Genomic DNA, 22,751 nt, shown 5'->3' on the forward strand with positions numbered 1-22,751 from the left:
CGGAGTCGAGAACGAGTGGAACAGCGCGACCCGCTGGTGGCGGGCCAGATTCCGCGGCTGGACCGTGAGGTCCGCGCGCTGCTGAATGCTGGGCGCCTTCCTGAGGCGAACAGCCTGTTCGACGAGGTCGTCACGAAGGTGTCGCCCGGTGTCGACCGCTGGGTGCGGTCCGCGGTGCTGGTGAACCGGGCCGTGCTGGCGTGGCGGCTCGGCCGCATCCCGCTCGCGCTGGAGCTCGCCGCCGAGGGCTGGACCGATCTCGACGCGGATCGTGCGGACAGCCCCGCTGTCGCGCAGACCATGGGCGCTCTCGGCTACCTGCTCGAAGGCATCGGCAACCGCCGCGCCGCGCTGGACATGGTGCGCCTGTCCGTGCAGGTCGCGCGCCGGGCCGGGAACACGGACACGCTCGCGCAGTGCCTGCAGCGAGTCGGCGGCCTGCTGAACTTCCGCGCGTGCGCCGGCGCTCCGTCGGCCGCGCCCGCGATCTTCGAGGAGGCCCGCGCGTACCTCGAGGAGGGCCTCGCGCTGGTCAAGGACGAGGTGCTGCACCGCGCGCTGCTCGGCGCGTTCGGCCGCTCGCTCGCCGGTGTCGGTGAGCTGGAGAAGGCCGAGCGGGTGGCGTGCGAGACGCTCGAGCTGGCGACCGCGGCGGACGACCTGTGGGGCATCTCGGTCGGCAACTGGGTGCTCGCCGTGGTGCGCCGTGAACAGGACAACCTCGCGGACGCCCGCACGCACGCCTCGCGCGCGGTGACCAGCGCCGAACGCATCAACGACACTTCTCTGCTGCTGCGGTTCTCGACCGAGCTGGCGGACATCTGCGCCGCGCTGGGCGACTCGGTCGGCGAGGCCGCCGCGCTGCGGCGTTCCGTCGCGGCGGGCCGGACGGCGACCGAGACGCTGCAGGAAGGCCTCGGCCAAGCGCTGGAACAGCGCCGCGTCGCCGTGCAGGCGCAGCGGCTGGCGGTGGCGGCGCAGGAAGCGGCCGCACGGGACCCGTTGACGGGCCTCGCGAACAGGCTCGGCCTCGAACGCGCTGCTCAGGCGTTGCTGGAGTCCACCGCGGCGCGCGGCAGAGTGCCGTGGCTGGTGCTGGTGGACGTGGACTGGTTCAAGGGCGTCAACGACGACGCCGGTCACGCGGCGGGCGACGCGGCGCTGCGCGAGATCGCCCAGCTGCTGCGCCGCGAGTGCCGCTCGGACGACCTGGTCGCGCGCTGGGCCGGTGACGAGTTCGTGGTGCTGCTCGGCGACGCGGGCAACAACGGCGAGGTCGGCCCGAACGTGGCCGAGCGGATCCGCGCGGCGGTGGACAGCCACGACTGGACGATGGTGCTCGGCACCGCACGGCGTCCGACCGTGTCGATCGGCGTCGCGGCCGGACCGGCGAAGCTCGACCAGCTCTTCGCGGCCGCGGACATGGCCCTGTACCGGGCCAAGCGCCACGGCCGCAACCGCGTCGAGGTCGAGCCGTCCGCCGAGATCCCCGAGATCGTCTCCGGCAACTGACCTACCGCTGGCACAGGCCTCAGCCAGCCACGCGACCAAGCGCTGGCTTGCACCCCTGACACGCGACCAAGCGCTGACCTGAAGCTGCCAGGCGATCAAGTACTGGCCCGAACCTGTCGTCTGGGCGATGAGCCCGCCCAGCCCGGTACGCCACGAGCGCGCAAGCGCGAAAGAGCCCAAGCGCGAAAGAGCCCAAAGGGCAGCCCCCACCCATCCCGGGGGGCGTCCCTGCTCCAGCCTACCGCCAAAACCGCAGGTCAAGCTGCCACTCGGCGATCTGTGGACAACTCAGCCGCTGTGGACAACTCGCGATCAAGCGATCAGCCGATGCGATCAGGCGATGAGCCCACCCCGGTAAGCCACGAGCGCCGCCTGCACCCGGTTGACCGCACCGATCTTCCCCAGCACCGACGACACGTAGCCCTTCACCGTGGCCTCGGAGAGGTGCAGCGTCCCGCCGATCTCGGCGTTCGACATGCCCTGCCCGATGAGCACGAGCACCTCGCGTTCCCGCTCCGACAACGATGCCAGCAGCCGCCGAGCAGGCTCGGCCATCCGCTCACCGTCCGCGACGGCCGCGAGCACGCGAGCCGCGACGCCGGGGTCAAGGACCGCTCCACCGCGCGCGAGGTCGCGCACGGCCTTCACCAGCTGCTCAGGCTCGGTGTCCTTGAGGAGGAACCCGGACGCCCCGAGCCGCAGCGCCTCGCTCACGTACTCGTCGACGTCGAAGGTCGTCAGGATGCACACCCTCGGCTGATCCGGAAGAGTCCGGAGCCTGCGCAGTGCCACGAGGCCGTCCGAGGTGCGCATGCGGATGTCCAACAGCACGACATGAGGACGGTGCTGGCGCGCCAGGTCGGCCACCAGGTGCCCGTCATCGCATTCGGCGACCACTTCTATGTCACCGACGCTGCTCAGGATCATGCGGAGGCCCGATCGAACGAGATCCTCGTCGTCGGCCAGCAAAACCTTGATCACGACGCCTCCCGCATTGGCGTTCCGTGCTCCCACATGGCGCAAGCTTCGCGTACGAACGCGCAAGCTCGCGTTAATTCTCAGTTATCTCATCATGTGGTAGGAGATTTGCCGGTTGTTCCGACTCGTTCACAGTTACCGGAATTGACCGGCGACTTCGCTGCGTAAGCGGGGCAGCAGGGCGTAGAGGGCATCACCGGGACACTGAGTAACCGTGAAGTCTCGATGCCCAAAAATCTCACTGGCTGGAATGTTGTACCGATCACACGCGTGCGCGCAGAACGCGACGAGTGAATCCCACTGTTGTTGTGGTGGCTCCACCGCCACGTAGAGACCTTCGTTCTCGATTCCGATGGCGACGTCGTTCTGTCCCGGACAATGTGCACCTACAACTATCTGGTCACCAGCACGCAGCGCCTCGAAACTGCCGTGCCTGCCCTCCATGAGGACGCCGCCGCGACTGTTCGTGAAGTGCTGGCCGGAGTCGACCCACCCGTTGCGGTCCATGTGGAGGTCCTGGATCCACCGCGCGAGGTCGTAAGCGTGACCGATCGAGTAGTCCTCGACGTTCTCCGTCGCCGTGTGGTGCACGAGGATGCGCGACGGCCTGCGGTGGACGGTCACCAGCTCCTGCGCAGGGGGTCTGGCCTGCCAGTCCTGGCACGTCCGCACCGACAGCTCGGCCGGTGGGACGACCACGGCGACGGAGCCCAGGAGGAACGTTCGTCTGCGCATCTGATCTTGATCTCACACCTGATCGATTCAGCGCCTGACAGGAGTGAACGCGAAACACTTTCGCAATTGCTTACCGGAAAGTAACGTGCGCCACATCAGCCCTGCACTGAGAGGAGCTTCGCCGTCATGCGGAGAGCCGCCCACAGGCGCACCGTGGTCACCCTGCTCGCCACGGCCGTCGTCACAGCCTCGGTCATCAGCGCCGCACAGGCGGAGGAAGCACGGGAGGCGGCGTTCGCTCCTGACGACTACTGCCTCGGCCAGTGCGAGGACATCCTCCCGCCCGGCAACAACGGCAACGCCACACTCGCCGAGATCCTGACGCACAAGGCGTTCGGCACCCGTCCCGCGCACTCGGCCGACCAGCTCGGCAAGTACGACGCCCTCGCGCACGGGTACCAGGGCCTCACGAACGCGCAGCTGACCGACTTCTACAACGACGCGGCGTTCGGCGTTCCCGCCGACCAGGTCGAGAGCACGATCAAGCCGCGCTCCGACGTGACGATCGTGCGCGACAAGAAGATCGGCATGGCGCACGTCAACGGCACCACCCGGTCGGGCACCGAGTTCGGCGCGGGCTACGCGGCCGCGCAGGACCGGCTGTGGCTGATGGACCTGTTCCGCCACCTCGGTCGCGGCACGCTCAGCGGGTTCGCCGGTGGTGCACCGGGCAACCGCGTGCTGGAACAGGGCTTCTACAGCCAGATCGCTTACACCGAGGCGGACCTGCAGGCGCAGATCGACCGCGTCGCGAACACCGGCCCGCGCGGCCAGCAGGCGCTGAAGGACGTCAAGGACTACGTCGACGGCATCAACGCCTACCTCGCGAAGTCCATCAAGGACCGCAACTTCCCCGGTGAGTACGTGCTCACCGCGCACGCGGACTCCATCACGAACTGGAACGACATCCAGCCGTTCAAGCCCACCGACATGGTCGCGATCGCCTCGGTCGTCGGCGGCCTGTTCGGCGCGGGCGGCGGCGGTGAGGTGCAGTCGGCGCTCGTGAAGCTGGCCGCGCAGAACAAGTACGGTGCCGCGGTCGGCGACCAGGTGTGGCGCTCGTTCCGCGCGCAGAACGACCCGGAGGCCGTCCTCACCCTCCACAACGGACAGTCGTTCCCCTATTCGGCCACACCGGCCAACCCGCAGGGCGTCGCGCTGCCGGACGCGGGCAGCGTGACGCCCGAGCGGATGGTCTACGACGAGGTCGGCGGTGCGGGCACGACCGCTGTCCCCGCCCCCGCGGAGCAGGAGAAGCTGCGCGGGATGTTCGAGGACGGCGTGCTGCCCGCCGACCTGGCGAAGCGGCGCGGCATGTCCAACGCTCTCGCGGTGTCCGGTGCCTACACCGACACCGGCAACCCGATCGGCGTGTGGGGCCCGCAGGCGGGCTACTTCGCGCCGCAGCTGCTGATGCTGCAGGAGCTCAACGGGCCCGGCCTGCGCTCGCGCGGCGTCTCGTTCGCGGGCGTCAGCATGTACGTGCAGCTCGGCCGCGGCGTCGACTACTCGTGGAGCGCGACGTCGGCCGGTCAGGACATCGTCGACACCTACGCCGTCGAGCTGTGCGAGCCGAACGGCTCCGCTCCCACGAAGGCGTCGCAGCACTACAGGTTCCACGGCGCCTGCGTGCCGCTGGAGAAGCTGGAGCGCAAGAACTCCTGGAAGCCCACGGTGGCCGACGGGACGAAGGAGGGTTCCTACTCGCTCGTCATGTGGCGCACCAAGTACGGCCTGGTGACGCACCGCGCGTTGATCAACGGCAAGCCGGTCGCGTACTCGACGCTGCGCTCGACGTACATGCACGAGGTCGACTCGATCGTCGGCTTCCAGGAGCTGAACGATCCGAGCGCGGTGAAGTCCGCGCAGGACTTCCAGCGCGTCGTAGACAAGATCGGCTACGCGTTCAACTGGCTGTACGTCGACTCGAAGGACGCCGCGTACTTCAACTCGGGCCTCAACCCGGTGCGCAAGTCCACTGTGGACCCGAACCTGCCGATCTGGGGCGCGTCCGCGTACGAGTGGGACGGCTGGAACCCCGACCTCAACACGGCGTCGTACACGCCGTTCGCGCAGCACCCGAACGCGATCAACCAGGACTACTTCATCTCGTGGAACAACAAGCAGGCCGTCGACTTCACGGCGGGCGGGTTCCACCTGTCGTCCGTGCACCGCGGTGACCTGCTCGACACGCGGGTGAAGAAGATGGTCGCGAGCGGCAAGAAGATCACCCGCGCGTCGCTGACCCAGGCGATGGCCGAGGCGGGTCTCGCCGACCTGCGCGGCGAAGAGGTGCTGCCGAACCTGTTGCGCGTCATCGACACCGCGGCCGTCACCGACCCGTCGCTCGCACCGGTCGTGCAGAAGCTCAAGGACTGGCAGCGTTCCGGCGCCCTGCGCAAGGAAACGGCGAAGGGCAGCAAGGCCTACGCCCACGCCGAGGCGATCCGCACGCTCGACGCGTGGTGGCCGCTGCTGGTGCAGGCGCAGTTCCAGCCGCTCGGCCAGGACCTCTACACGGCACTGACCGGCGCGTTGCAGGTCGACGAGGCACCGTCCGACTCGCACGGCGGCCCGAACAGCTCGCCGCACAAGGGTTCCGCGTTCCAGTTCGGCTGGTGGGGCCACGTGGACAAGGACATCCGCAAGGTGCTCGGCGACCAGGTGAAGGGCCCGTTCCCGCAGACCTACTGCGGCAACGGCGTGCTGTCCGCGTGCCGTCAGATCCTGCTGGACACGCTGAAGCAGGCCGCGGCCAAGCCGGCGAACCAGGTCTACCCCGGTGACGCGGACTGCGCGGCGGGCGACCAGTGGTGCGCCGACACGATCGTCCACCGCGCGATGGGCGGCATCACGCAGGACAAGATGCACTGGCAGAACCGCCCGACCTACCAGCAGGTCGTGCAGTTCCCGTCCCGCCGCGGCGCTTCTCTGGCGAACCTGGCGCAGGGCCGCGCGGCCACCGCGTCGAGCCACGAGAAGGGCTGGCACAGCCTGCCACCGCTGAACGTGCTGGACGGCAACCCGGCGTCGCGCTGGGCGTCGGACTGGAACGACGACCAATGGATCCAGGTCGACCTCGGCAGCGTGCAACGGGTCGGTCGCGCTGTGTTGCGGTGGGAATCCGCGTACGGCAAGGGATATCGCATCGAGGTCTCTTCGGACGGCTCCACCTGGCAGTCCGTCTACGCCACCACGACGGGTAACGGTGGGGACGACGTTGTGTCATTCGCCCCAACGGATGCGCGATACGTCCGAATGACGGGTACCCAACGCGCGACTGGTTACGGATACTCGCTGTACGAACTTGAGGTCTACGGCTCGTAGACCACTCGAGAGAGGACCTCGGTCCACCCCCAGGGGCCGAGGTCCTCTGCTATTTCCGGAAAGTCCACTTCCGTCACGGTGACGCGTTCCGTCACGAGGCCAGTGGGTCCACGTAGAACCCGAGCACCTTCCTGATCTGCCGGTTCAACCCGTGTCTGTCGTGCACGTCGAGGTCGGGTGTGGCTTCCACCAGCGCCGCGGTGAGCTTCTCCGACCAGTGCACGTCGTCCACGCCCCGCACGAGCTCGACGATCTCCTCGAGGATGCCCCTCGCCGACCTGACCTCGTCGACACGGAAGTCGTTGCGCTGCAACCACCAGAGGACGGCGGTGGTCAGGTCGGCGAACACCGTCTCGCGCAGGTGCGCGATCTCAGCCATCTCAGCGGTCCGCGACCGGTGACGAGCGACGGCCTCCGCCGCCGCAGGTGACAACGCAACCTCCACCGCACTGGCCGACACCCACATCGACGTCCGCTCGACGCGCAGCTGCTTGCCGAGTTCGGCGGCCAGCCGGTCCCGCACCACGCGCTCGTCCGGCGGCGCGACGGCCGCGAGCTCGACGGCGCGCTGGTACATCGCGTCGACTGCCAGCGCACGCGGTTCAGGGTGCCGGGTCTCCGTCCGTTCCGCCCACCAGGTGACCAGCCAGGCCGCGTCGAACTGCACCCCTGGCACCGAGCTGGCGACGTGCCCGCGCCACAGTTGCTGGTCGGTGTCACCGAGAGGTCCGGATTCCACGCTGTGCCCACGTCGCCGGAACATCACGCGACTCCTGCCGGGTGTTGCTGGTCGATCAGGGCCAGCAACCGTTCGTGCACCGACCCGCGCTCGTCGGGGTCTTCGCGCAGCCAGCGGAACGACGCCATGTCGATCAGGTCGAGCAGGGCGCGATCACCGCGAGCGGCTCGGACCAGCGAGTCCAACCCGGCGCCGTTCACGAGCGCGAGCGTCAACCGCTCCCGCACGACCCGGTCGACCTCGACGCGGTCCCGCCCGTTCAGCAGCTCGTACCAGGCGTTGCCGAGCAGCTCGCCGGTCAGCTCCGGTCCGCCGCGCTCGGTCAACCTCTGCAACAACCCGGCCGCCATCAGCCACTGCTCGCGAGTGCCGTCGCGCAACCACGTGACCACTCGGTTGAGCACGGCGGGGCGACCGGTGGCCAGGCCCAGCATCGCGTCGACGGCCCTCGCGACCACGTCCGGGTTGCCGTGGCTCGCGACGTGCCCCAGCCTCGTCAGCGCCATCTCCGGGTAGGCACGCCCGAAGTCGCCCGCGCACACGGTGATCACGGCCCTCCCGAGCAGCGGCGAGAGCTGCGGATCCTTGGCCCAGCTGTACAGCTTCCTGCGCACCTGCACAGCGATCCTGTCGTCGGCTGCCGCACCGCTGAGCAGCGCGACCGCGAGCGACTCGTCGTGGTGGACCCACTTTGCCACGGCGTTGAGGAGCAGTGCCGCGTTGCCGTTCTCAGCGCACAGGGCCAACACCCGACCGGCCAGCTTGCCCTGCTCGGACGCGTCGAGCTGCACGGTGCCGGGTATCGCCGTGATCCACTTCTCCAGGGGGTCGCGCAGTTCGAAGAAGCCCTGCCACACGTGATGCAGCACGGAGGTGTCGTAGTCGCGCTTGGTGAACGAGACCCTGCCTCCGCTGAGCGTGGCCGACTTCAGCTCGACCACCCGGCCGGAGAACCCTTCGCCGGCCAGGGGGTTCAGGGATTCCGGTGCGTAGTCCACGACCTTCAACAGGCTTCTCTCGGCGTCGTGCACGACCTCGTTCCTCGCGCCGTTCAGCAAGGCGATCGCCAGCGTCAGGCCGCGCCTGCGTGGCGGCGCCTTGTCGAACCTCTCGGCGAGGTCCTCGACGTAGTGCTCGAACACCGACATCGCTTCGGCGAGCCACGTCGACAGCGGCAACTCCGGTGACTGCGCACGGAAGTCGCGCAGGAGCTGGGCGAACCGCACCGCGTCCGCCGGTCGTGCGTCGGGTGCCGTCTCCACCCACCTGCACAGGATCTCCGGCAGGTGCTCCTGCATCTCGCCGCGCAGGTGCGCTTCGAGCACGTCGTGGACGATCGGCGCGTCCAGCCTCTTGACGAGGTGCCAGTACTCGTGGCGAAAATCGCTGCTCTCGTTGCCGGACAACAGGAGGACGATGCGCCCGCCCTCACCCGTCACGGCGGCCCTGAAGCCCTCGAACCGCCTCTCGACGTGTCCGAGTCGTTCGGCGGCCCGGAAGTCCACCAGCACCAGTGCTTCCGGTTCGACGCGACGCAACCCGAGCTCGGTGTCCTCGTCGACGGGGATGTGCTCGATCGGCCGTTCACGGCCCAGGTCGAGCTCCCTCAGCAGGCAGATGCCCGCGGTGCGCAGGCCGTCGCCAGAGCACTCCAGCATCACCACCGACTCGCGGCGCAGGGTGTCGAGCGCGGCCTGGAAACCGACCGGCGGGGCGAACCGCTCGCGCACGGCCCTGACCTGCGCGGTCGTGATCTCATCCCTGATGAGCACCTGCTTGGCGAGCTGGTCGCCGTACAACGTGAAAGCATCGCGTCCGGCAACGGTGTTGCCGTGTCCCTCGACGTGCTGCGTCATCGCCCGCTCCCGTGGATGTCACGCCCTGACACGGTGTTGTTGTTGCCCTGGACGTGCTGCCTGACCGAGTTGTCGGTCTGGTGCACGTTGCCGACGCGACCTGCTTGGATGACCATCCCGCTCGCCGTACCCGAGAACTCGTTGTGCGTGTTGTAGTGCTTCGGCTCGCCGACCGCGGCGGCCGCCTCCTCCGCCCGCTCCACCTGCTGCTGCCCGAATCCCTTCTCCAGCAACCGGTCCGACGGCTTGGGCACGTGGAGGAACGCCTCGCCGCGGTACGACTTGACGCTGACGGACGTCCGCACGTACTCGGTCGCCGGCTTCGGTGCGTACCCGGCGGCGATCACGTCGCGGTGCACGCGGTCCGAGAGGATCGCCGCGACGAACGTGACGTCGGGGTCCGACTCGTCCAGCAGCCGGCGCACCTCGTCCGCGTCGACCAGCCGGTGTGCTTCGACGCGGCTGTCGCCGGTTCCGTCGCCGTCGCCCTCCGCCTCCGCGAGAGGTCCAACGGTGATCGCGACCCTCATGCGCATCCGTGCGGAGCGGCTGACCGACCGCAGCACCTGGTCGCGGTACTCGAGTTCCCGCTGCAGGCTGTCGAGGAAGGGGCCGACCAGGAACGGCAGGACCTCGGGTGCGAAGCCGACCGCGTACCCGTCGCCGGTGCTGTCCGGGAACCGCCGTGCCGCCCAGATCTCGGGCCGGCCCGCCTGGCCGAACGCGCGTTCCAGCACCACCGGGATGGTCTCGGTGAGCTGCTGCTGCTCGGCGCCTGGGTGACGGCTGTAGTCCTTCATGTCCACGACCACGACCGCGCGGTAGGGCGGCAGATCGCGCACGGTCGCTGGCTGAGTCATGCCTTGCACAATGGCAGCGCGGCGGCGAGCGAGGTGCGCACGAGGTAACACCTCCTCAGCTGGCGAGCCGGCGGAGCCCTTCCACGTCGGCGACCCGGATCGGGTTGGTGTCGCTGAGCAGCCCGCGTTCCCGCAGCTCCCCCACGGCCTGCACGACGACGCGCCGCGACAGCTCGAACGACCGCGCGAGCAACGCCTGGGACATCGGGATCAGGTGGGGGTCGGGGTGCTGCGGATCGGCGAGCTCGACGAGCCGCACGAACAGGTCGGCCGTGCGCCACAGGGGCCGTTCCGACCTGGTCGCCGCGAACGCGAGCGACTGCCGGAACTTGGCGAGGACGTACTCGTTCAGCACGTTGCCGACGTGGTGCCGGTCGAGCAGCCGCTTGAACGGCGCGGCGTGGATCTTGTACGCGACGCAGGGCTCGAGCGCGGTGACCGTCGCCGAGCGCGCCCGGCCGTCCTGCGCGGCCATCTCACCCAGCAGGTCGCCCGGACCGCGCAACGCGATCAGCCGGGCGGAGCTCAGCACGGCCACCCGCCCGGTCTGCAGCGCCAGCAGGAACGTGCCCGGCGCGCCTTCGTACAGCAGCTTCTCGTTGACCTTGAAGTCCGCGCGCTCGGCACTCCGCAGCAGGTCGTGCCAGACCACGACCGGGACCAGGGCGCGAAACCCGCTCATCAAGCTCGGAACAGGTAGTTCCTGACGTGGTCGTTGACGCGCACCGCGGGCCGCCACTCGTTGGCGTGCCACACGCTCATCCGGTAGCCCCGGTCGACGAGCCAGTCCGCGACGTCCTGCGCCCGGTAGCCGAACCGCTCGACGTGCCGTTCCTCGATCTCCAGCAGGATGGCTGGCCGGAACCGTTCGATGGTCTCCTCGCCGCCCTGCAGCACCTTCAGCTCGGCGCCTTCCACGTCGGCCTTGACGAAGTCGAGCCGCGTGATGCCGTTCTTCTTGACGAACCCGTCGAGCGTGTCGGTGCGGACGAACACCTCGAGGTGGTCGTCGAACTCGGCGTTGGACCCGAGCCCGCTGGCGCCCGCGGTGAGGAAGCTGCGTCCCGTCACCGGGCTGCCGTGGCGCACCGGGACGCTCATGACGTCCCGCCCGTCCTCGATCGTGCCGAGCGCGACCGAGTGCCGCTTGATGTTCCGCCCCTCACGCGGCCGCAGGATCATGCTCAGCGTGGGGTGCGCGAACACCAGTGGCTCGATGCTGTGCACAGTCCCTTGTGGACCGACGAGCTGTGAGAGCGTGACCGTGTACAGCCCGAGGGCCGCGCCGACGTCGATGCAGACGTCACCGGGCTTGACGACTCTCTCCAGCCCGATGAGCTCGGGTTCTGCGAACGGCGTGAGCCTGGCGAGCACGCGCAGGCCGGCGGCGACGGCGGCGCCACGGAGTTCGGTCATCAGCACAGCCTAGACGTGCGGCGAGTTCCCGTTCATGTGCTGCTCCGCCGCGGGCAGTCCGACCTGGTCGGCGAACTCGGCGGCCACCGAGCTCCCGCCGTACACGCCGAGCGCCTTGGCGAGGTGCTGCCGCAGATCCCGCCGATGCCCGTCGTCCAACCGCGGCAACGCCCGCTCGAAGCTGCTGACCAGGCTCTCCGCCCAGTGCGGATCGCTGGTGTGCCGCGCGATGCGCACGAGCTCCTGCAACTCACCCGCGAGCTGAACGGCCCGCTCGACCTCGTACCCGTTGCGCTGCAACCACCAGATCGTGGCGGTCCCGACGTCCGTCAGCACCTCGTCGCGCAGATACCGGATCTCCGCCCGCTCGAGCTCCCGCTCGGCGTGCCGCACAGTGGAGTTCCTGAGCAGCTCGATGTGCTTGCGCGCCATCTCCAGGTCGCCCTCGTCGACCGAGATCTTGACCTGCTCGGCCCGCGCCCACACGTGCGTCTCCGGAACCTGTTGCTCCTCAGCCAGTTCAGCCCCGAGCTGGTGCTGCAACGGCGCGTGATGCACGAGCATCGCCTGCGAACTGATCGCCCGCGCCCGCTGCACGATGCTGTTGATCGCCGCACTGCGCGGCGCGTGATGACGCAGCCCGGTGTGCAGATCGAGCCGGTAGACGACCGTGAACTTCACCCGGAAGTCCAGCCCGTACACCGCACTCGGCAACGGCGTCTCGAACTCCTGCTGGTGCGAAGACTGCGGCACCGCGTACGTGAAATCCTCGACGCGCCCCAGGTCACGACGCCGACGCCACCACGCGCCGAACGCCCCGAGTGGGCCGGGTCGGGTATCAGGCCAAGGTCTGCCGCTCACGGCTACTCCTTACCTGACGCCGTGGCCTGCGGGAAGGTGGCCTGGCTCACTTCCCTCCAACGGCGGCAGGCGTCTCGGGTGGTTCTCACGGACGGTGAGCGGGACCCTGGGGCCGGGGCGGGGGGTTGGTCCCGCTAGGATGTCCGCGTTGGCCCTAGTAGCTCAGGGGATAGAGCATCGGTTTCCTAAACCGTGTGTCGCAGGTTCGAATCCTGCCTGGGGCACCACCTTTCGCCGGGTGAAATCAAGCCTTGACCAGCAGCAATGCGGTCAAGGCTTGATCTTTTTCATCGGTCACCGTCTGCCACCATCCGGCCCGGTTTGCCACCATCCGCGAAACCATTGCGAACGACTCGACCACCTGCCAGCGCCACACCGACGAGCTCACTCGTAGAGCCATGCCAGCTCCTGGGGTCCGTGGCCGCAGACCGAGCAGATCAGTCCTTCGCTTCGCGGACGTCCTCTCCCAGCTCGGCGAACGCCTTGAAGTCCTGCATGTGCTGTTGCGACTGCTTGCGGAAGGCACCGGGCATCAGGACCCCTGCCAGCCGCATCAGCACGCCGCTGAACCGGTACTCGCTCTCACTCACCCAGAGCGTCGTCTCCGGACCGGCTTCGGTCAGCCGGTCGCGCACGGCGCTCCACATGCCCTCGCCGACGATCTCGCGGTCGAAGTGAACGACGCTCCCTGTCGGGATCTCGCGCAGGTCTGCCGGTTCCCGGCGCGTGATGGTCTCGGTGCACTCGATCTTCTGCCGCCCCATCTGCATCACGACCCGCGACTTGGTATCGACCTGCCCGTGCACCCCGCTCAGCGGCTCGTGCAGCACCAGGCCCCGCAGCCACTTCGGCAGGTGTGCCGGGTCGGCGAGCAGCTGGACCACCCTCTCCCGCGGCAGAGCGATCTCGATCGAGACGGTGTACTTCATTGCGGCGCGCTCCAGGGTTCCCGAGTGAACGAGCGTTCACCAGCATCCTCGCCCAGTCAATGTGTGGGTAGTGTGCCGAGCACCTGAGCTGTCTGTCACGACGGCCCCGGCTTCCCATGCTCATCCCGGCCGCCACCACGCGGGTGCTCTGTCCTAACAGGACGACCGGTGGTGAGCGTGATCGCGTTCAGTGACATCAGCAGGCTGAAACCTCGATTTGGCTACGGTGGTGGCGTGATCGACGACCAGGAAGTCAACGCGGACGACGGTCTCGACTGCACGCTGTTGACCGTGACGAGCGCTCTGGCCGAGCGCTACCCCGAGGCGAGGATCGTCGGGGCGGCGAACATCGACCGCGGGGAGAACCACGACGAGACCGCTGTTCACCTGCCCGGTGGACTGAAGCTGCACACCGAAGGTTGGCCCGCCGCCGGTCAGTTCTACATCGATGGTGACCCGCACGCCGTCGTGAGCGCGCTCGGCATCAGCGCTGAAGTCCTCGCTTCGGCCTACATCGACCTCGGCGAGGAGCAGTGGACCGTTCCCTGGGAGCACTTCGGCCGTCAGCTGCTGGATCCGTACAACCCATGGGGCTTCGCGGAACTCAAGATGTCTCTCTTCCGCGTGCGCCACACCGAAGAAGCCATGCTCCACATGGAAGACATCTGGCTGGCCGCCGTGGACTAGTCGCGGCGCGCCTGCAGCCACCGGGTTGGTCATTCGACGAACAACTCGTGGAGACGGCCGACCACCGCGCATCGGGTACATCGCTCCGCGTGTCGCGAATGTTTCGTCTAGACCACAAAGCGGTTGTGACCTGCGGCTCGGGCGCGTAAGGATGGAGTCGTCTGACGAAGACAGAACTCTGGGGGAATTGAACAGTGCGATTCAAGCGTGCAATGACGGCTGTCCTGGGTCTGGCGGCGGCGCTGTCCGTCGTGACGGGCGTTCCAGCTTCCGCTGAGGGGCACGACTACCTGCCGTCGGGCGGGGTCGAGCGCAAGCAGGACGTTCAGGCCAGCACCACCGACGGCAACTCCTACATGGAGATCAACTCTGCCGGTCAGCTGGTTCTGTGGCGTCGTACCGGCGAGACCTTCTACGGTGAGGTTCGCGGGTCCGACTGGAACAACACGCGGATCATCTCCACGCTGTCCGCGAACAGCTTCCTCGAGGTCAAGGGTGATGGGCGCCTGGCCAAGTGGACGTGGAACGGCGGCACCTACATCCAGCAGATCGTCGGCTCGGGCTGGAACAACGCCCGCCTGGTGACCGGTGTCTCCGCCAACAAGTTCCTGGAGATCAACCAGCAGGGCAACCTCGTCCTGTGGACGTTCGACGCCGCGAACAACCTGTTCGCGACGGTGCGCGGCACGGGCTGGGAGAACACCAAGAGCATCACCGGGCTCGGTGACCTCGACTTCATGGAGGTCAAGGGCGCCGACCCGCAGGGCGTCAGCGCGCTGTCCGAGTGGATCGACTTCAACGGTCTGCAGGAGACCAAGTTCGAGGGTTCCGACTTCTCGCGGGCTCGTCTCATGGCGGGTACGGACGTCAACCACTTCGTCGTGATCGACGGTGTCGACGGCACTCTGCTGGAGTTCACCTACACCGAGTCCGACAACACCTGGCACGTCGCACTCCGCGGCAGCGGCTGGGGCGGTACGCGACTGATCGGCTGATCAACAGCTGACGTAGAGCGGGCCTCGACCGGCAGCGGTCGGGGCCCGCTTTTCGTTCACTCGCAGGCGATTCCGTCCTTGTCGCTGTCCAGGCCGTAGATGTCCGTGCCGGTCACGCGGATCGGGCCGGACACGTACGCGGGGCCGTTGCCGCTGCCGCCCGCGCAGTCCACGTCGCTCGCGATCGGGACGCAGCCGCTGTAGTTGGAGTCGCACGTCGGCTGAGGCTGAGGCTGGGGCTTGGGTTGCGGCTGAGCTGCCGGAGGCGGCGGAGCCGGGGTGTTGACCGGGTTCTGGGCCACAGGCGGCGGAGCCACCGGCGGGGCAACAGTGGTGGTCGTCGTCGTAGGCGCAACAGTCGTTGTGGTGGAAGAAGTTGTGGTGGTGGAAGAAGTAGTTGCGGTCGTCTCGTAGGTCGACGTGGCCAGCTGGGCGGCGGGAGTCGTCGACGGGGAGTCGTTGTCCGTGCTGGCCAGTGCCGCCACGAAGATCAGGGCGATGACCGCCGCGGCGATCCACTTCGGCGCCTGGGACGAGCTGCGGCGCACCGGCGGTGGCACGTGCGCCACCGGCGGAGCGGGTAGCGGAATCACGACGTTGCCGTTGCGCGGCAAGCGGAGCAGCACCTCGATGCCGCGGTTGCCCCACTGGATCAACGCTTGGCAGCCGGGACGGGCGCCGCGCGCGGTGAGCTGGGCGACGAGTGGTGCGTAGCGCTGCGACATGAGGTGGGTCAGCGAACCGACGCGCTGGCCGTCCAGTCTGACCTCGATGGCGCGCTGACCGCGGTACTTGCCCGACGCGATGACGCACCAGGCGAGCTCGACGACCACGTGGCGCTGCATCCCCTGCGCCACGGGGAAACGGGCCAGTGCGGCCTGGTGGTGCTCCTCGCCGATGACGGTCACCATCACCTCGGATTCGAGCATCACGAGACCGGCAGGCGAGTTTTCGATCACGGGTGACTCCAGTCGAAGGCGACGTGTGCACGGTGCATCGCGCGGGACCGGAGGAGCCGTTACGAGGTGACTCGAAAGTGTCATAGGGCTTTGTGATCGGTAACAACGGACCGAAGAAGAATCTGGGGAGATTCCGAGCACCACGCCAGTGATCTGACCCCACGATGTGACTGACCGGTAACAACGACGTGGAGGTCGGGATGCGGCGACTCGTGGCAGTGCTGCTGGCGGGCGGGCTGGCGATGACGGTGACACCCGCGCACGCGCAGGGTGAGCTGGAATACGTGGCGCTGGGCGACTCCGCCGCCGCCGGGCCGCTCATCCCCACGCAGGACCCGAACCTGCTGTGCCTGCGGTCGAACCGCGACTACCCGGCCGTCGCGGCCAAGGCACTGCAGGCGAAGCTCACCGACGTCTCCTGTTCCGGCGCCACGACGGACGACCTCGCCAACCGGCGGTTCGGCATCCTCGCGCCGCAGTTCGACGCCATCAAGCCGAGCACCGACCTGGTCTCCGTCACGATCGGCGCCAACGACATCGGGCTGTTCCAGACGGCGTTGTCGTGCATCAACTTCCTGCCCGAACCCGTCGGCATCTCGTGCGCTGACCGGTTCACCGCGGGTGGCAGGGACCAGCTCGCCGAGGCCGTCGACGCGTGGGCGCCGAACTTCGGCCAGGCGCTCGACGAGATCCAGAAGCGGTCACCGCAAGCCAAGATCGTGGTCACCGGGTACGGCACGTACGTGCGGCACAACGGTTGCCACCCGATCCAGCCGGTGTGGGCGCGCGACGCCAACTACCTGCAGAGCGTGATGAGCCGGATCTCCTTGCACAGCAAGGAAGAGGCTGCCAAGCGCAACGCCGTGTTCGTCGACTTCGCCGCCGTCACGGTCGGGCACGACATCTGCGCCGCGCCGAAGGACCGGTACCTCGAAGGACTCATCCCCACGACCATCGCGGCACCGCTGCACCCGAACGCGCAGGGCATGGTGGCGTTCGGCAACGCCGTCGCCGCCGCGGCTAACGGCGGTTGAGCCGGGAGGCCATGGCCGCGGTCAGCAGCGCGATGTCGCTGACGCTCGACGGGTCGAGGCCGGTGAGCTCGGAGATCTTGCGCAGCCGGTAGTCCACGGTGTTCGGGTGCACGTGCAGCTCGGTGGCCGTCGGGCGACGACTTCCCCGGCGCAGGAACGTCTCCAGGGTGAGCAGCAGGTCGTCGTCCAGCGGATCCAGGATCGCCGCCAAGCGGTCCTGGGCCCGACTGGGCCGGGACATCTGGTACTCCAGCAGCACGTCGTCGAGCTGGAACACACCCGGTGGCCTGCCGAACGACGTGGCGACCTCGAGCACCTCGCGTGCCAGCGAAGCCGCACCGGCCACTTCGGACGGTTCCGCCGAGACCGCGCCCACCCACACCGGAGCACCGGCGGCCTTGCCGACGTCCGCGACCACCCGGTCCAGCCGAGCCCGGTCGAAGCCCGGCAGGAGAGCGATCCCGCCCTCCGGGGTCAACGCCGACAGCACCGGCTCACCGCTCTGCCGCTCCAGCTCACCGCGCAGCCGGCGCAGTTTCCGGCGCCCGCGACGACACCGGAACGCTCCTCGTCGGGATGCGGGCCGACGCCGAAAGCCAGCACGAGGTAGTGCGACGGCAGCCGCAGGCCCGTCCGGCTCACGGCGGCGTCCAGCGAAGTCCCCTCGAGCAACGCCGTCAGCAGGGTGTGCCGCGCGGACTGCTCCTCACCGAACATCGTCTGGCGCTCGTCGAGGTAGCCCGCGGCGACGGCGGGCGCGACGAGCTCCAGGTACCGCAGGGACAGCGCGCTGACGGCCATGACATCGGCGACGTCGGACGGGAGTGCCTGCGGGATCAGCGACTCCCAGACCACCTGGACGCCGATGTGGTACGCCGTCAGCACGACGTCGACCGGGATGCTCTCCTCGGCACGGCGTGCGGCCGACTCGCGCAGGAGGTCCACTTCCTCCTGTCCCGGAAGGGTTCGCGTGCGCAGCACGTCGGCGAACGAGCGCAGGTTCTGCTCGATCACCCGCGTGATGTCGCCCGCGAGCTGCTCGGACGGCAGCAGGCCGTACGCGGGGATGCGCGACGTCACCTCGGCGAGCACGAGCGAGGCGTACTTCGGCAGGTCCTCCGCGATCTGTTCGTGCAGCACGCGACCGCCCACGGCCAGGTCGGTCACGCGAACGCCTCCTCCGTGCTGGGCTGTTCGGCGATCTCGTCAGCGAGAGCACGAGCGGCAGCACGGTAAGAGCCGTCTTCCAGCACACTGTCCACAGCGGACCGGATGTCGGCCGGTGCGACGAACAACCCGGCCCCGAAGGCCGCGACGTGTCGTGCGTTCACGTGCTGATCCTCCGCGAACAGCGGAACGATCACCAGCGGAACGCCCGCGGCCAGCGCGCCGACCGTCGTGCCACCTCCTCCGTGGCACACGACGGCCGTGGCGCGCGTGAGCACGGAAGCCTGGTCCACCCACTGCTCGACGCGCACGTTCGGCGGCGGCGTCCCGAAAGCATCCGGGTCGACGCCGCGGCCGACGGTCAGCAGCACCTCCGCGTCGAGTCCGGCCAGCGCGGTCAGCGCCTCGGCGTACACGTGGGCCACGTGCGGCATCCCGCCGGCCACGCTGCCGAACGTCACGTACACGAACGGATCCGCGCCGGTGGACCGCATCCACGACGGGTCGCGGAACCGGGTGGCGGGGTGGTCGTCGATCCCGGCGGGGAAGAGCGTGAAGTACCTGCTCCTGCGCAGGCCGGCCCCGTCGGGGTCCGACGGCAGGCGGTAGGACCGGCGCAGCGCGTCGACGTTGGGCGCCGCGATGGAGATCATCATGTCCTCCATCTCCCCCAGCCCGATGCCGACCCGCGTCACCGGCACCGAGTGCAGCTCGGCGGCGACGGCGGAGCCGAACTCGGCGGACTCGCGCACGACGAGGTCGGGGCGCCACGACTCCATCAGCGTCAGCAGCCGCGGGACGGCGGCCGTGGCGTCGAGCCTGCCGAAGATCTCGCCGACGACCGTGCGGTTGGCCTCGTCGTGCGACATCCCGTGGAGCCCGCCCATGACGGCACCCATCTCGTCCGGCGGCGGGTCGTCGAACGGCCAGAACGTGGCGCCGGTCGGTGACACCGCAGGTGCCAGCGCGGCGGGTGCGGCGACCATGACCTCGTTGCCCGCGCGCAGGCACGAGCGGACGAACGGGACCAACGGCCCGAAGTGCCCGGCGCCTGCCGTGGACGAGAAGAGAACGCGCACGTCAGTGACGGTAAGCCGCTTTCGTCCCCATCACCAGTGCACCGCGCTTGGTGACCGTTAGCGGAACCGGCAGCTCGGCGGCGGCCCGCTCGGCGGCCTCCGCGGCGACCCGCCGCATGAGCAGGTAGTCGCGGACCGTCTCGCGCGTCGGCAGCGTCACGTAGGGCGCGTCCCACGCGTCCACGGCCACCGCGTCGAACACCGACTCCACAATGGACGGTGCTTCCTCCGCGTCGAAGGTGGACGGAACGCGGACGCGGTAGGCCGAGAACTCCGGTGAGTCGGTGCGCGTGATCGTCGCGGCCACCAGCAGTCCACCCGGCTTCAGCACGCGGTGCGCCTCGCGCAGCGCGACCGCCGGGTCCGGCAGGTGGTAAAGCACGTTGATCGCCGTCACCGCGTCGAACACGCCGTCGCGGAACGGCAGCGCCACCGCGTCACCGAGCACTCGGGGCTCCGGGTGGCCGCGCAGCAGCGTCATCGACGCGTCCAGCCCCACCAGCCGAGAGCCGGTCACGGCTGCGCTGAGCACGCCCTCAGCGCAGCCGACGTCCAGCACCAGCTCCCGGCCGCGCAGCTGCTCCGCGACGCGTCCGCAGAGATCGTGGCTGGAGTACGCCTTGCTGATGCCGATGCCGAGCCGGTAGCGCTCGGGCGTGCTGTCGTAGTCGCGGGGCACCACAGCGAAGGTCATCCAGCTACTGTGCCGCAGGTCACAGATGAGTTCCACGCGCGGCGCCGGTCTGCCCCACTGACCGAGATGGAGGAGCCATGATCACCCACTTCGTGCACCAGTCCGTCGACGGATTCATCGAGGGCCCGAACGGCGAGTTCGACTGGCCCGTGATGGGCCCCGAGCTGTCCGCCGCCTCGCACGAGCTCACCGGTAGCGCCGACGCGTTCCTCTACGGGCGCAAGGTGTGGGACATGATGTCGAGCTTCTGGCCGAACGCCGAGGAGATTTCGGACCACCCGCACGACCTGAAGTTCGCGCCGGTGTGGCGGGAACGGGCGAAGGTCGTCGTGTCGCGCACGCTGACCGAGGCCGGCTGGAACACCAGGGTCGTGAGCAGCCCCGACCAACTCGGCGACGAGAACCTCGTGTTGTTCGGCGGGGCCGAGCTCGCCGCGTCGCTCACCGAGCGGGGCCTGATCGACGAGTACAAGATCTTCGTCCACCCGGTCGTGCTCGGTGGCGGCAAGCCGACGTTCCTCGACCCCGCCGCACGTCTCGACCTGGAGCTCGTCGAGTCACGGACGTTCGACGGCCAGGTCGTGCTGCTGACCTACTCCAGGCGCCACTGACTCGCGACGTTGTTCGCACACCTGGCCAGCTTCGCGGGCGAGCCGTTGGCGTAGGAGCCGAGGTCGAGGCAGCCGCTGCCGACGTACTAGGGCGACACGTGGGTGTAGCGGACCTCGGCCACCTCGCGGCCGCCGATCGTGTCGACCCGCGTCTCACCGTCGAGCACGAACCCGTGCCGCTCGTAGAACCTGCGGGCGCGCGGGTTCTCCGCGAGCACCCACAGCACGGTCGTCTGCGCGGGCAGCACGGCGATCAGTTCGTCGGCCGCGCCGGTACCCCACGACTCGGGCCGCACGTAGATCGCGTACAGCTCGTACGTGTCCGGCACGCCGCGCGCGGGCCCCATGGCGATGAACCCGACGACCGGGCCGGCGACGGCCACGTGCACCGTGCCGTTCTCCAGGTTGCGGCGCCAGGGTTCGACGCGCTGCCGCCAGTCCATCGCGTCGAGGAACTCGTCGGGCAGGACCCCTCGGTAGCCGACCTGCCACGTCCGCGTGTGCACCTCGGCGATCGCCTCGGCGTCCGCCGCCACTGCCCGCCGCACGCTCACAGCCACCCCCGGAGTGCTGTCAGGGCCACCTTCACAACCGTGAGGGTCGCAAATGTGGCCCTGACGGCACCAACGGATTAGCGGTAGGCGGCCACGATCGGCGCGGACTCGTTCAGCATCGACACCTCGTCGGCCTCGTGGAGTTCGCCCTTCGGCACACCGAGCCGTTCGCCCTCGTAGGTGAGCGACGGGTTGGAGAAGTACTGGACGTCCGGGCAGGTGGTGCCCGCGTCCTTGCACTGGGTCTCGTAGGCCATGATCGTGCGCCACTTCAGCGACGGCGCCACGTAGCCGCGGACGTAGTCGTAGCCGTCACCGCGGCCGGGGCCGAGGTGCTCGTCGTGGTCGAGGCCGAGCAGGTGGCCGAGCTCGTGCGCGAAGAAGGTCTCCGGCCGGTCGAATCCCACCAGCACCTTCTTGCCCGGCCCCTCACTGGTGGTGGGCACGGGACGTCGCTGGCTGTTGGAGAAGCCGCCCACCTCGGCCGCCATGACGTGCACGACGTCCGCCCGCACGCGGTCGCGCACGGCGGCGGCCGACGCGGGCGTGCGGACCGTGTAGTCGTAGGCGGCGGGGCTCTCCTCCTTGCCGGAGGGGTTGTAGTCCGGCGCGGGCTCGACGGCGACGATGCGCGTGCGCACCTCGGCGTAGCTGTTGATGAACGCGCCGTTGGTGTAGTCGGCGTTCTTCTGAGCGATGGCTTTCAGCTGCTCCACGCCGCCGGCGCCGTGCAGGGCTTTCGGGGTGTACAGGACCAGGACGTCGACAACGGGCAGCTCGTCGGCGGACGCCGTCGGCGCGGCCGCCACGAGCATCGCCAGCGCTGCCAGCAGGATTCGGGTCATGCGGGTCAGGCTGTCGGGCAACTATGAAGAACTTGTAGGCACCGTGTCATGGTTTCGCCACACCTGCTTCAACAGCCGCAGCCTGCTCGCGGTGCGCGCGAAGTCCGGCAGGTTCACGTCCGCGAGCACGGCGTCCAGCGGCAACTGTCCATTGAGGACCAGGTGTATCCCCTTGTCGTACAACACGTCCACCAGGTTGAGGAACCGCTGCCGCGCATCCGGTGAGACAGCCGCCAACGCGGGCACACCCGTCACCACCCAGCTCCGGCCCTCAGCGGCCCAGCCGAGGTAGTCCTGCACCGAACGCGGCCCGCGGCACAGGAAGTCGAACGTGAAGTGCACGCCGTCGGACGGCTCGCAGGCGGGCCACGAGTACACGCCCCAGTGCTCGGTCGCGTCCAGCGACCGGTAGTCGACCGGCCCGGCGAGCTCGACGACGTCCATCCGCGCGGTGATCAGCTCGATCGTCGGCTCGAACAGGTGGTGGTGGAGCGGGTTGGGCAGCAGTCCGGACGGCGGGTAGTTCGACGTCGTCACCAGCCGGATGCGCCGCTCGAACAGCTCCCGCATCAGCCGGGCGACGATCATCGCGTCACCGGGGTCGTGGAAGTGGAACTCGTCGAAGCACACGAGCCGCAGACCGTCCAGCGCAAGGCCACCGGCGTAGTACGAGCGGAAGAAGTCGTGGAAGTGCCAGCGCTGCTTGCGCTTCTCGTGCACACCGGCGAAGAACGCGTCCATCAGCCACGTCTTGCCGCGGCCGACCGGTCCCCACAGGTAGACGCCGCGCTTGCCCTCCAAGGCCGAGACCGCCCGCGACTGCGCGGCGTCCAGCGCGAACCCGTGATCCGCGGCGGTCAGTCGGAAGTGCTCCCCCAAGCCCACGATCTCGAAGCTACGCCGGAACATCCGC

Annotated in this window: 24 protein-coding genes and 1 tRNA gene; 7 read left to right on the forward strand and 18 right to left on the reverse strand. The window is 68.9% G+C overall.

Going from position 1 to position 22,751, the window contains the following annotated elements:
• The first annotated feature begins 15 nt into the window (after positions 1-15).
• Positions 16-1,512 (forward strand): GGDEF domain-containing protein, encoded by a 1,497-nt coding sequence (locus FKR81_RS22185; protein WP_146354046.1) that lies wholly within the window; start codon positions 16-18, stop codon positions 1,510-1,512.
• A gap of 333 nt (positions 1,513-1,845) precedes the next feature.
• Here FKR81_RS22185 and FKR81_RS22190 read toward each other — a convergent pair whose 3' ends face one another.
• Both FKR81_RS22190 and FKR81_RS22195 read right to left on the reverse strand, forming a co-directional pair.
• Positions 1,846-2,493, reverse strand: a complete 648-nt coding sequence (locus tag FKR81_RS22190) for a response regulator (RefSeq protein ID WP_146354047.1) — start codon at positions 2,491-2,493, stop codon at positions 1,846-1,848.
• A gap of 132 nt (positions 2,494-2,625) precedes the next feature.
• Positions 2,626-3,225 carry a peptidoglycan recognition protein family protein gene (locus tag FKR81_RS22195; protein WP_146354048.1) on the reverse strand — a complete coding sequence of 200 codons (600 nt, stop codon included), beginning with the start codon at positions 3,223-3,225 and terminating at the stop codon, positions 2,626-2,628.
• 126 nt (positions 3,226-3,351) lie between these two features.
• On the opposite strand from FKR81_RS22195, the gene FKR81_RS22200 reads away from it, so the two are divergent.
• Complete coding sequence (locus tag FKR81_RS22200; protein ID WP_146354049.1) at positions 3,352-6,552, forward strand: penicillin acylase family protein; 3,201 nt, start codon at positions 3,352-3,354, stop codon at positions 6,550-6,552.
• A 91-nt stretch (positions 6,553-6,643) separates the two neighbouring features.
• Here the strand turns inward: FKR81_RS22200 and FKR81_RS22205 are convergent, their stop codons facing one another.
• From FKR81_RS22205 to FKR81_RS22230, 6 genes are read right to left on the reverse strand one after another with little or no spacing between them, the layout of a single operon-like run.
• Positions 6,644-7,291 carry a hypothetical protein gene (locus FKR81_RS22205; RefSeq protein WP_146354050.1) on the reverse strand — a complete coding sequence of 216 codons (648 nt, stop codon included), beginning with the start codon at positions 7,289-7,291 and terminating at the stop codon, positions 6,644-6,646.
• 23 nt (positions 7,292-7,314) lie between these two features.
• Positions 7,315-9,147 carry a hypothetical protein gene (locus tag FKR81_RS22210; RefSeq protein WP_146354051.1) on the reverse strand — a complete coding sequence of 611 codons (1,833 nt, stop codon included), beginning with the start codon at positions 9,145-9,147 and terminating at the stop codon, positions 7,315-7,317.
• Positions 9,144-10,007, reverse strand: a complete 864-nt coding sequence (locus FKR81_RS22215) for a hypothetical protein (protein ID WP_146354052.1) — start codon at positions 10,005-10,007, stop codon at positions 9,144-9,146. The genes FKR81_RS22210 and FKR81_RS22215 overlap by 4 nt, the downstream gene beginning before the upstream one ends.
• A 55-nt stretch (positions 10,008-10,062) precedes the next feature.
• A complete protein-coding gene (locus FKR81_RS22220; protein ID WP_146354053.1) occupies positions 10,063-10,689 on the reverse strand; it encodes a Crp/Fnr family transcriptional regulator in 627 nt (208 codons plus the stop codon).
• Positions 10,689-11,423, reverse strand: coding sequence for an FkbM family methyltransferase (locus FKR81_RS22225; protein ID WP_146354054.1), 735 nt, complete (start codon positions 11,421-11,423; stop codon positions 10,689-10,691). The genes FKR81_RS22220 and FKR81_RS22225 overlap by 1 nt, the downstream gene beginning before the upstream one ends.
• A gap of 9 nt (positions 11,424-11,432) precedes the next feature.
• Positions 11,433-12,284 carry a hypothetical protein gene (locus FKR81_RS22230; protein ID WP_146354055.1) on the reverse strand — a complete coding sequence of 284 codons (852 nt, stop codon included), beginning with the start codon at positions 12,282-12,284 and terminating at the stop codon, positions 11,433-11,435.
• 151 nt (positions 12,285-12,435) lie between these two features.
• On the opposite strand from FKR81_RS22230, the gene FKR81_RS22235 reads away from it, so the two are divergent.
• A tRNA-Arg gene (locus tag FKR81_RS22235) sits at positions 12,436-12,511 on the forward strand.
• 17 nt (positions 12,512-12,528) lie between these two features.
• Here FKR81_RS22235 and FKR81_RS43660 read toward each other — a convergent pair.
• Complete coding sequence (locus FKR81_RS43660) at positions 12,529-12,684, reverse strand: hypothetical protein (RefSeq protein ID WP_186763106.1); 156 nt, start codon at positions 12,682-12,684, stop codon at positions 12,529-12,531.
• 37 nt (positions 12,685-12,721) lie between these two features.
• On the reverse strand, positions 12,722-13,213 hold the full coding sequence (locus tag FKR81_RS22240; RefSeq protein ID WP_146354056.1) for an SRPBCC family protein: 492 nt from the start codon (positions 13,211-13,213) through the stop codon (positions 12,722-12,724).
• A gap of 171 nt (positions 13,214-13,384) precedes the next feature.
• On the opposite strand from FKR81_RS22240, the gene FKR81_RS22245 reads away from it, so the two are divergent.
• Together FKR81_RS22245 and FKR81_RS22250 are read left to right on the forward strand one after the other, a co-directional pair.
• A complete protein-coding gene (locus FKR81_RS22245; protein ID WP_146354057.1) occupies positions 13,385-13,900 on the forward strand; it encodes a DUF6333 family protein in 516 nt (171 codons plus the stop codon).
• Positions 13,901-14,112: 212 nt separating this feature from the next.
• Complete coding sequence (locus tag FKR81_RS22250) at positions 14,113-14,895, forward strand: hypothetical protein (RefSeq protein WP_146354058.1); 783 nt, start codon at positions 14,113-14,115, stop codon at positions 14,893-14,895.
• Positions 14,896-14,951: 56 nt separating this feature from the next.
• On the opposite strand, the gene FKR81_RS44385 is transcribed toward FKR81_RS22250, so the two are convergent.
• Positions 14,952-15,854 carry a hypothetical protein gene (locus FKR81_RS44385; protein WP_222598365.1) on the reverse strand — a complete coding sequence of 301 codons (903 nt, stop codon included), beginning with the start codon at positions 15,852-15,854 and terminating at the stop codon, positions 14,952-14,954.
• Positions 15,855-16,054: 200 nt separating this feature from the next.
• Between FKR81_RS44385 and FKR81_RS22260 the strand changes: the two genes are divergently transcribed.
• The gene (locus tag FKR81_RS22260) at positions 16,055-16,888 is read left to right on the forward strand and encodes an SGNH/GDSL hydrolase family protein (protein WP_235921697.1); all 834 of its coding nucleotides are present in this window, start codon (positions 16,055-16,057) and stop codon (positions 16,886-16,888) included.
• Here the strand turns inward: FKR81_RS22260 and FKR81_RS45080 are convergent.
• Genes FKR81_RS45080 through FKR81_RS22275 form a run of 4 tightly spaced genes read right to left on the reverse strand, consistent with a single transcriptional unit; the run spans position 16,875 to position 19,828 of the window.
• Entirely contained in the window at positions 16,875-17,378 is a 504-nt protein-coding gene (locus FKR81_RS45080; RefSeq protein ID WP_235921698.1) for a PucR family transcriptional regulator, read from the reverse strand. The two genes, FKR81_RS22260 and FKR81_RS45080, sit on opposite strands and share 14 nt — an antisense overlap.
• The gene (locus FKR81_RS45085; RefSeq protein ID WP_235921699.1) at positions 17,363-18,055 is read right to left on the reverse strand and encodes a hypothetical protein; all 693 of its coding nucleotides are present in this window, start codon (positions 18,053-18,055) and stop codon (positions 17,363-17,365) included. The genes FKR81_RS45080 and FKR81_RS45085 overlap by 16 nt, the downstream gene beginning before the upstream one ends.
• Positions 18,052-19,134 carry a glycosyltransferase gene (locus FKR81_RS22270; RefSeq protein WP_146354059.1) on the reverse strand — a complete coding sequence of 361 codons (1,083 nt, stop codon included), beginning with the start codon at positions 19,132-19,134 and terminating at the stop codon, positions 18,052-18,054. The genes FKR81_RS45085 and FKR81_RS22270 overlap by 4 nt, the downstream gene beginning before the upstream one ends.
• Position 19,135: 1 nt before the next feature.
• The gene (locus tag FKR81_RS22275) at positions 19,136-19,828 is read right to left on the reverse strand and encodes a class I SAM-dependent methyltransferase (protein WP_146354060.1); all 693 of its coding nucleotides are present in this window, start codon (positions 19,826-19,828) and stop codon (positions 19,136-19,138) included.
• 77 nt (positions 19,829-19,905) lie between these two features.
• Here FKR81_RS22275 and FKR81_RS22280 point away from each other — a divergent pair, with 77 nt between their 5' ends.
• Positions 19,906-20,439 (forward strand): dihydrofolate reductase family protein, encoded by a 534-nt coding sequence (locus FKR81_RS22280; RefSeq protein ID WP_146354061.1) that lies wholly within the window; start codon positions 19,906-19,908, stop codon positions 20,437-20,439.
• Positions 20,440-20,525: 86 nt separating this feature from the next.
• Here the strand turns inward: FKR81_RS22280 and FKR81_RS22285 are convergent, their stop codons facing one another.
• The 3 genes from FKR81_RS22285 to zapE all read right to left on the reverse strand — a co-directional run bounded on the left by FKR81_RS22285 (position 20,526) and on the right by zapE (position 22,723).
• Positions 20,526-20,987, reverse strand: a complete 462-nt coding sequence (locus FKR81_RS22285) for a GNAT family N-acetyltransferase (RefSeq protein ID WP_146354062.1) — start codon at positions 20,985-20,987, stop codon at positions 20,526-20,528.
• An 83-nt stretch (positions 20,988-21,070) separates the two neighbouring features.
• Positions 21,071-21,838: a M12 family metallo-peptidase gene (locus FKR81_RS22290; protein ID WP_146354063.1), complete on the reverse strand. Its 768-nt coding sequence runs from the start codon at positions 21,836-21,838 to the stop codon at positions 21,071-21,073.
• Between the two features lie 21 nt (positions 21,839-21,859).
• A complete protein-coding gene (gene zapE, locus FKR81_RS22295) occupies positions 21,860-22,723 on the reverse strand; it encodes an AFG1/ZapE family ATPase (RefSeq protein WP_222598366.1) in 864 nt (287 codons plus the stop codon).
• Positions 22,724-22,751 lie beyond the last annotated feature (28 nt).

This window comes from Lentzea tibetensis, from assembly GCF_007845675.1.
GTDB classification, from domain to species: Bacteria; Actinomycetota; Actinomycetes; order Mycobacteriales; family Pseudonocardiaceae; genus Lentzea; species Lentzea tibetensis.

What these genes read in the sequence shown, in the direction of transcription:
- FKR81_RS22195 (WP_146354048.1), bottom strand. Translation starts at nt 3,225, where the DNA reads ATGCGCAGACGAACGTTCCTCCTGGGCTCCGTCGCCGTGGTCGTCCCA.
- FKR81_RS22200 (WP_146354049.1), top strand. Translation starts at nt 3,352, where the DNA reads ATGCGGAGAGCCGCCCACAGGCGCACCGTGGTCACCCTGCTCGCCACG.
- FKR81_RS22210 (WP_146354051.1), bottom strand. Translation starts at nt 9,147, where the DNA reads ATGACGCAGCACGTCGAGGGACACGGCAACACCGTTGCCGGACGCGAT.
- FKR81_RS22215 (WP_146354052.1), bottom strand. Translation starts at nt 10,007, where the DNA reads ATGACTCAGCCAGCGACCGTGCGCGATCTGCCGCCCTACCGCGCGGTC.
- FKR81_RS22220 (WP_146354053.1), bottom strand. Translation starts at nt 10,689, where the DNA reads ATGAGCGGGTTTCGCGCCCTGGTCCCGGTCGTGGTCTGGCACGACCTG.
- FKR81_RS22225 (WP_146354054.1), bottom strand. Translation starts at nt 11,423, where the DNA reads ATGACCGAACTCCGTGGCGCCGCCGTCGCCGCCGGCCTGCGCGTGCTC.
- FKR81_RS43660 (WP_186763106.1), bottom strand. Translation starts at nt 12,684, where the DNA reads ATGGCTCTACGAGTGAGCTCGTCGGTGTGGCGCTGGCAGGTGGTCGAG.
- FKR81_RS22240 (WP_146354056.1), bottom strand. Translation starts at nt 13,213, where the DNA reads ATGAAGTACACCGTCTCGATCGAGATCGCTCTGCCGCGGGAGAGGGTG.
- FKR81_RS22250 (WP_146354058.1), top strand. Translation starts at nt 14,113, where the DNA reads ATGACGGCTGTCCTGGGTCTGGCGGCGGCGCTGTCCGTCGTGACGGGC.
- FKR81_RS22260 (WP_235921697.1), top strand. Translation starts at nt 16,055, where the DNA reads ATGCGGCGACTCGTGGCAGTGCTGCTGGCGGGCGGGCTGGCGATGACG.
- FKR81_RS22275 (WP_146354060.1), bottom strand. Translation starts at nt 19,828, where the DNA reads ATGACCTTCGCTGTGGTGCCCCGCGACTACGACAGCACGCCCGAGCGC.
- FKR81_RS22280 (WP_146354061.1), top strand. Translation starts at nt 19,906, where the DNA reads ATGATCACCCACTTCGTGCACCAGTCCGTCGACGGATTCATCGAGGGC.
- FKR81_RS22290 (WP_146354063.1), bottom strand. Translation starts at nt 21,838, where the DNA reads ATGACCCGAATCCTGCTGGCAGCGCTGGCGATGCTCGTGGCGGCCGCG.